Below are 6,043 nucleotides of genomic sequence, written 5' to 3'. Positions count from 1 at the left end.
ATATGAGCTTGAAGGTAGAATTGCCGGAGTGATAAAGGGAGCGGAAACGCTCTTTTTTATGTTATAATAGGCATAGAATGTTTAGGAGAAAGAGATGAAGGAAAATAAACGCTTATTTTGGGTTGTTAGTGTGATGTTAATGGTCCTGACTCTTTATACACTGACTGGATGTAGTTTGGGTGGTGAGACCATTCCCAAAAACAGAACAAAGGAACAGTACGAATTTGAAAAAACGTTTGAACCTATATTTAAATTTTTAGAGCAAGACAAGAAGGAGTTTAATGGATTAAAGCTTTACAAAAATAGTATTTATATAGAGAGTGGAAACGTAGTAAAGGATTATAAAGTATTCTTAGATACTAGCCAATCTGACATTAAGGGTGACTATACAATAAAAATTGGGGATAATAAAGAAACAGTTCCTGTTACTTACTCTAATGGGAAGTTAAATTATGGGTCGGAGGTAACTCCTTTATATGATGAAGAAATTCTTAATTTGGTAGTACAAAGAGATTATTTCGCTTCCTTGAATATAAAAGAAACCTTTAAGAGTGCAGAAACAGAGCTTCGTGATATTATCTATGAACCAGAAAATCATTCTGACCTCTATAAATATCTTAAAAATAAGTACGATATGCCAGAGGATACAACCTGTAGAATCAGAGTAAGGTACTCTAGTGGAACAATCTATGGAATTTCAATACTAATGGAATCTAGGGATGAGGCTGTTCAAATAGATTTAACTATATTTAAACAACGGGAGGATAATCAATGAATGAAATTGAAAAAAGGAACCGTCGGGTTGAAAGGTAAAGCACTATAAAAGCTGTTTTATAACTGATTTTTAATGAGCATCAGGAGATATTATGTTAAAATCGAACAAGTGGATATTCCTTGCAATTTCCGTTCCCTTTATTATTATTGGTTTGTCATATTTGTTAATTAGGATACCGATTGGGAACACTGGTAAGTTTATTCATGATCATGCGGATTCTATCAAAAGCGAAATTATTGCAGACATAGACAGTCAAGGGCAATATATAAAGTCAGTGACGCTTTTACCAGGTTCTGCGAGGGGAGGCTTTGATAATGGTGGAGATGTAGGTGGAAATTATCATATTTCCTTTACAGCCTATGCTAATAATAATCGCAAGCAGTCAATGAAAGTAGAATTATACTTTCCTGATGCTGGTATAGGTCCTTTTACATTTATAAAACCCAATCCTTATAAATCTCCTGAAACTATGAGGAGATGGTACTTATCAGTAGTAGAGGTATCAAGTGACCCCTCGTGGGATTGGAAGCGAGAGCAAGATAAATTGACTGAAACTATGAATAAACTTGATCGCAAGAGCAAGGATGCCTCCAGGCAAGTTGAAAAAGAAATTATGATTCGTAATCTTAACAGATGGCTACAAGAACATGAGGAAAATTTCAAACTAGCTATCCAAACAGACCTGTATAGAAACGACCCAGAATTGGAACAGAAATTAGGAAAGATTCAAAGTATCAGTGTAAGTGAATATCAAATGTACATTCCTTCGACAGGTAGCGACATTAGTTTTGATGTTAGATTTGAGAAATATCCTGAAGAAGTAGCTACTATAAACGTTCGCTTGCATTCCCAAGGGGAACAATCAGTTTTTAAGGATCCCTCAGTAGCTGCAACTATTAGTTTTGAAAGAGAACGTTTTGTTATAAAAACTGTGTACGACTCCAAGCTATTTCCAATTTTTAATCAAAGTCGATTTGGTAATAGTAATGGAGAAATATCTTATGAACTCCCAAAAGATTATGAAAATCAATTTTTAATTCCTTAACTTTCAAGCAAGCTATTATGCTTGCTTTATCTTTATGGCTTCAAGCCATAAGAGTAAGAACGACAAATCGATGCATGATAGAGGAGATTCAAGCTTATATCTTTTCCTTGTAGACATGGGATACTGATGTTTTCAAGTATAAAGGAGTAAAAATGATGCTAGCTATTTGTATAGATTCTATAGGTGACAAGTCAGGAACCTATAAGTTGTTAAGAAATTATTCATCCTTGCCTTTCTCTTTAATTCAATCCAGAATAGAAGATCATGACACGGTAATAGAAGTAGACATGTTAGATTTGGATGAATTGAAAAAGGTTAGAGCACTCATCCATGAGTTGAGTGCTATTGGGACTATGGTTACGATGAGAGATTCGACTGGTATTATCACCTTAGAATTTTTAAATAATATTATTTCTACCTTCGAAGAGATTGCGGCTGAAAGAGAAGAATTAGATGCTCTGATGTTTGAGGAGGAAGAGTGATTGTCACCTTTTCCAGTGAATCATACATTCCCAAGATAATTTTTAGTAATAAAAGGAAAATCAATGAAAGATAATAAAAATTTGTTGCTCTTTCTACAGGAGTTGATATACGGTCTTGTAGATTTTATCAGTGAGAAAGAATATAAGGAATTTGTCTTTGACTCCTTAAAACTTTCAAAACAGGAGTTTGATAAAGAGAGTGGGTTTTGTCCAGATGATTTATACAATCGATTGGAAAATATGGATGAGCAGGATATCTTGACATTTCAGATGCTAGATAAGAAAACCAATCCACTAGTATGGAACTGTATCGCTAATTTCTTTGTCTTAGTTTGTCATTATTCTTATATGGCTTCGGGGGAAGTCTACCTGCCACAAACGATAGAAAGTGTCGACGAGGACACACTGGCTGTTCTTGCCTTAAGCTACAAACAAATCCTATCTGAAAACAGTGAACTCATTTCACAAATATCTGGGCCAGAAATAGAAGGATATTTAAAGGATGAGCTCGTTAAAAACTACTTTGGACCACTATTTTTATCTGATGAGAACGAATAGGCTATTCGTTCAAGTATAGATCAGGAGAGGATATGCTTACGAGTTATTTTATGTTGATTTTTGCTGAAGCAATTGTAAACCGTATGAAAACACGATACAATTCTCAAATTCGAACTGCCTTGGATGCATGTTGGAGTTTTTTGGAGAATAGAGATAAAAGGGGAGAGGAACTTTATCGCCTTTTAGATGATGGGACAGACTTCAGTGGAATATTTATCTACATGCAGTTAGATGAAAATGAAGCGAATGGTCTCTTGTGGGACAACATTAGTTATGCAATAGGTGTGACTGCTAAAGAAGCTTTTGAGTTTGAAAATAAGAAGGAGCTTCCTTCTCCCTTAGAGAACATTGAACCGGAACTACTTGATGTCTTTATTGATAATTTAAAAGAGATTAGCATGGATCTTTATCATCACGTCGAAACAGTAAAAATTTTCATCAATAAAAATCCATACCCATCAAGAGAATCTGCCCTAAAAGAACTAGATAGACTAGGATTACTTAGATGATTTGAATAGATGATTTGGCGAAAAATCAAAAAGAACACCCCAGAAGTTAGAGTGTCATCTCTACCTTTTGGGGTGTTGTTTATTTTCTATCCTTAAGAATTTTACAATACCCAGGTACGAATAGCATGGGCAACGCCAGATTCATCATTTGTTTTGGTAATGTATTTGGCGATTTTTTTGAGTTCTGGATTTCCATTTTCCATGACAACGGGATTTCCAACGACTTCGAGCATGGCACGGTCATTTTCTTCGTCGCCGATCGCCATGGTTTCATCTTTGGTCAATCCGAGTTTTTCAGCTAGGTGAGTGATAGCTGAACCCTTGTCTACATTCTTTTTAAGGAGTTCGAGGTAGAAAGGAGCTGATTTGTTAATAGAGTAACGCTCGTAAAATTCGGCTGGAATCTTTTCAATCGCAGCATCGAGAATCTCTGGTTCATCGATAAACATACATTTGACGATTTCCTTGCCAGCCATTTCTTCAGGAGTGCGGTAAAAGATGGGCATGCTGACGAGGGTTGATTCGTGAACTGTGTATTTTCCGATATTGCGATTGGCAGTATAGATACCGTCCTTGGTAATAGCGTGCATGTGAACACCGAGCTTGCGACTGAGAAATTCCATATCCAGATAATCCTCATAGGTCAAGGATTCGCTGATAATCTCATGGCCAGTAGCAGTTTCTTGAACAAGGGCACCGTTGAAGGTTACAACATAGTCACCCTCATCTCTCAATTGCAAGTCGTCCAAAAGTTTGGCAACGCCTGCGATAGGACGACCCGTTGCAATCACGACTTTGACACCAGCTTCTTTGGCATCTTGGATGGCAGAAAAGACTTCCGGAGTGATTTCCTTTTTACTGTTAACCAGGGTACCGTCGATATCGACGGCGATTAGTTTAATACTCATAAATTTCCTCTATTCGTTCTTATTTGGGGTAAAATGATCGTTCTCAATCAAGTGTAAAAATTGCTGGGTGATACTTGCGAAGATGCTATTTTGGTCCAACATTTCTTTCGGGAAATAGAAACGATTGTCTCCATGGCGGCTGCCAGCAAGGGATTGGACGATAGGAGACAGGCTAGAGAGTTCTGCCAGTTCTCCATTTTTTTGTAAAATTTCAATCTGAGTCCGTGGATTTTCAGATTCAGGACGATAGATATCATAAGGGAGGTCAAAGTTCTTATGAATAGCAGTATAGTAGTCTGGATCAAAACCGATTTCTTCAACCAGTTGTCTCATGGTTGCGAGTTGGTCTTGGTCTTTTTCTGAAAAAGTAATGGATTTAAAGACCTTGCGGTTGACAAAGCGCTGTGACAAGTCTGCGAGAATCTTGTCAGGACTGCTCATCCAGAGTTGGAAGTAGGTATTCATCACGCCGTCATCAAGTGCCAGATAGTCAGATAGAGTAACTTTTTTTTCAAAAAAAGGTAGCAAATGTGGAGAAGTGCGTGCAAAGAAGTCCTTGTCCTCAGGGTAGAGTTCCTTAGCACGCTTGAGAAGATTCTGTAGGAGAACTTCCATGGCACGTGTTGCTGGGTGGAAATAAACCTGCATATACATCTGGTAGCGACTGAGAACATAGTCTTCGATGGCGTGCATGCCATTGCGCTGAAAGGCGATGCCATTTTCGATAGGGCGAATCACTCGGAGGATGCGAGTCAGGTCAAATTCCCCATAAGATGCTCCTGTAAAATAAGAGTCGCGCAAGAGATAGTCCATGCGGTCTGCATCAATCTGACTGGAAATGAGCTGTACGACCTGTTTGTTAGGGTAGGTATGGTCGATGACACTAGCCACTTTTTCAGGAAAGTCTGGCGCTACTTGTAGCAGGACTTGGTGAATCTCTGTCTCAGGACTTTGGATAATTTCCTGAGTGATGGCTTCGTGGTCTGTATCAAAGAGATGTTCAAAAGTATGCGAGTAAGCACCATGCCCAAGGTCATGAAGGAGTGCAGCGGTCATAGTCAAGAGAGACTCAGCAGGATCCCATTCTTCAAGATATTTTTCTTCAAAAATCTCTGTGATGCGTCGTGCAATCTCATAGACCCCCAAACAGTGGGAAAAGCGGCTGTGCTCGCCACCATGGAAGGTATAACTGGAAGTCCCTAGCTGTTTGATACGGCGCAGACGTTGAAATTCTTTGGTATTGATCAAGTCGTATATGACCTGATTATTGACATGGATGTAGTTGTGAACTGGGTCACGGAATACTTTTTCGTTCATATGACCATTATAGCAAAAAGCTAGAGTTTTTGGTAAAATAGTAGGATAAGAGAGAAGAAAGAGGACCTGATGTGAAGATTCGGATGCGCAATACGATTCAATTTGATGAACAGTTGGAAGTCATAGACCAACTCTATGACGTGGAAGTGCATGAAAAAGGGGATTTTAGCTATCTGCTTTTTTATAATGAGGAAAAGGAGAAAGTGGTTCTCAAATTTCATCAAGAAGAACTGGTGATGACCCGTTTCTCGAGTCCCAAGACTATCATGCGTTTTCTAAAGGATAGTGATAGTTTGGCCTATATTCCTACTCCAATGGGGATGCAGGAGTTTATCATTCAAACGAGTCACTACAAACTGGATGGGCAAAAGATTGAGCTGGCCTATCAACTACAAAATCAAGAGGGACACCCCTTTGCCAGCTATCAATTAGAAATTACTTGGGGATAA

The 6,043-nt window shown here is 38.3% G+C and carries 8 protein-coding genes; 6 read left to right on the top strand and 2 right to left on the bottom strand.

The window, feature by feature from the left end:
- The first annotated feature begins 94 nt into the window (after window positions 1-94).
- From HMPREF2991_RS01465 to HMPREF2991_RS01445, 5 genes are all read left to right on the top strand, one after another.
- Entirely contained in the window at window positions 95-775 is a 681-nt protein-coding gene (locus tag HMPREF2991_RS01465; protein ID WP_000662241.1) for a hypothetical protein, read from the top strand.
- A gap of 91 nt (window positions 776-866) precedes the next feature.
- Window positions 867-1,820, top strand: coding sequence for a hypothetical protein (locus HMPREF2991_RS01460; RefSeq protein ID WP_000920280.1), 954 nt, complete (start codon window positions 867-869; stop codon window positions 1,818-1,820).
- A gap of 155 nt (window positions 1,821-1,975) precedes the next feature.
- Window positions 1,976-2,302, top strand: coding sequence for a hypothetical protein (locus HMPREF2991_RS01455; protein WP_044021737.1), 327 nt, complete (start codon window positions 1,976-1,978; stop codon window positions 2,300-2,302).
- Between the two features lie 63 nt (window positions 2,303-2,365).
- Complete coding sequence (locus HMPREF2991_RS01450; RefSeq protein WP_070683236.1) at window positions 2,366-2,860, top strand: Imm6 family immunity protein; 495 nt, start codon at window positions 2,366-2,368, stop codon at window positions 2,858-2,860.
- Between the two features lie 32 nt (window positions 2,861-2,892).
- The gene (locus HMPREF2991_RS01445) at window positions 2,893-3,369 is read left to right on the top strand and encodes an Imm6 family immunity protein (protein ID WP_000958203.1); all 477 of its coding nucleotides are present in this window, start codon (window positions 2,893-2,895) and stop codon (window positions 3,367-3,369) included.
- Between the two features lie 101 nt (window positions 3,370-3,470).
- Here HMPREF2991_RS01445 and yidA read toward each other — a convergent pair whose 3' ends face one another.
- The gene (yidA, locus tag HMPREF2991_RS01440; protein ID WP_000023484.1) at window positions 3,471-4,277 is read right to left on the bottom strand and encodes a sugar-phosphatase; all 807 of its coding nucleotides are present in this window, start codon (window positions 4,275-4,277) and stop codon (window positions 3,471-3,473) included.
- Window positions 4,278-4,286: 9 nt separating this feature from the next.
- Window positions 4,287-5,594, bottom strand: a complete 1,308-nt coding sequence (locus tag HMPREF2991_RS01435; protein ID WP_070683234.1) for an HD domain-containing protein — start codon at window positions 5,592-5,594, stop codon at window positions 4,287-4,289.
- A gap of 71 nt (window positions 5,595-5,665) precedes the next feature.
- On the opposite strand from HMPREF2991_RS01435, the gene HMPREF2991_RS01430 reads away from it, so the two are divergent.
- Window positions 5,666-6,043 (top strand): YwiB family protein, encoded by a 378-nt coding sequence (locus HMPREF2991_RS01430; RefSeq protein ID WP_083312752.1) that lies wholly within the window; start codon window positions 5,666-5,668, stop codon window positions 6,041-6,043.

Source organism: Streptococcus sp. HMSC072D07, from assembly GCF_001814835.1.
Classification (GTDB): Bacteria; Bacillota; Bacilli; order Lactobacillales; family Streptococcaceae; genus Streptococcus.
Note: the sequence above shows the minus strand (reverse complement) of the source record. Positions and strands in the feature narration are given on the sequence as shown.

Excerpts from the sequence above, each read along its gene's own strand:
- HMPREF2991_RS01445 (WP_000958203.1), top strand. The coding sequence starts at position 2,893 with ATGCTTACGAGTTATTTTATGTTGATTTTTGCTGAAGCAATTGTAAAC.
- HMPREF2991_RS01435 (WP_070683234.1), bottom strand. The coding sequence starts at position 5,594 with ATGAACGAAAAAGTATTCCGTGACCCAGTTCACAACTACATCCATGTC.
- HMPREF2991_RS01460 (WP_000920280.1), top strand. The coding sequence starts at position 867 with ATGTTAAAATCGAACAAGTGGATATTCCTTGCAATTTCCGTTCCCTTT.
- HMPREF2991_RS01455 (WP_044021737.1), top strand. The coding sequence starts at position 1,976 with ATGCTAGCTATTTGTATAGATTCTATAGGTGACAAGTCAGGAACCTAT.
- HMPREF2991_RS01450 (WP_070683236.1), top strand. The coding sequence starts at position 2,366 with ATGAAAGATAATAAAAATTTGTTGCTCTTTCTACAGGAGTTGATATAC.
- yidA (WP_000023484.1), bottom strand. The coding sequence starts at position 4,277 with ATGAGTATTAAACTAATCGCCGTCGATATCGACGGTACCCTGGTTAAC.
- HMPREF2991_RS01465 (WP_000662241.1), top strand. The coding sequence starts at position 95 with ATGAAGGAAAATAAACGCTTATTTTGGGTTGTTAGTGTGATGTTAATG.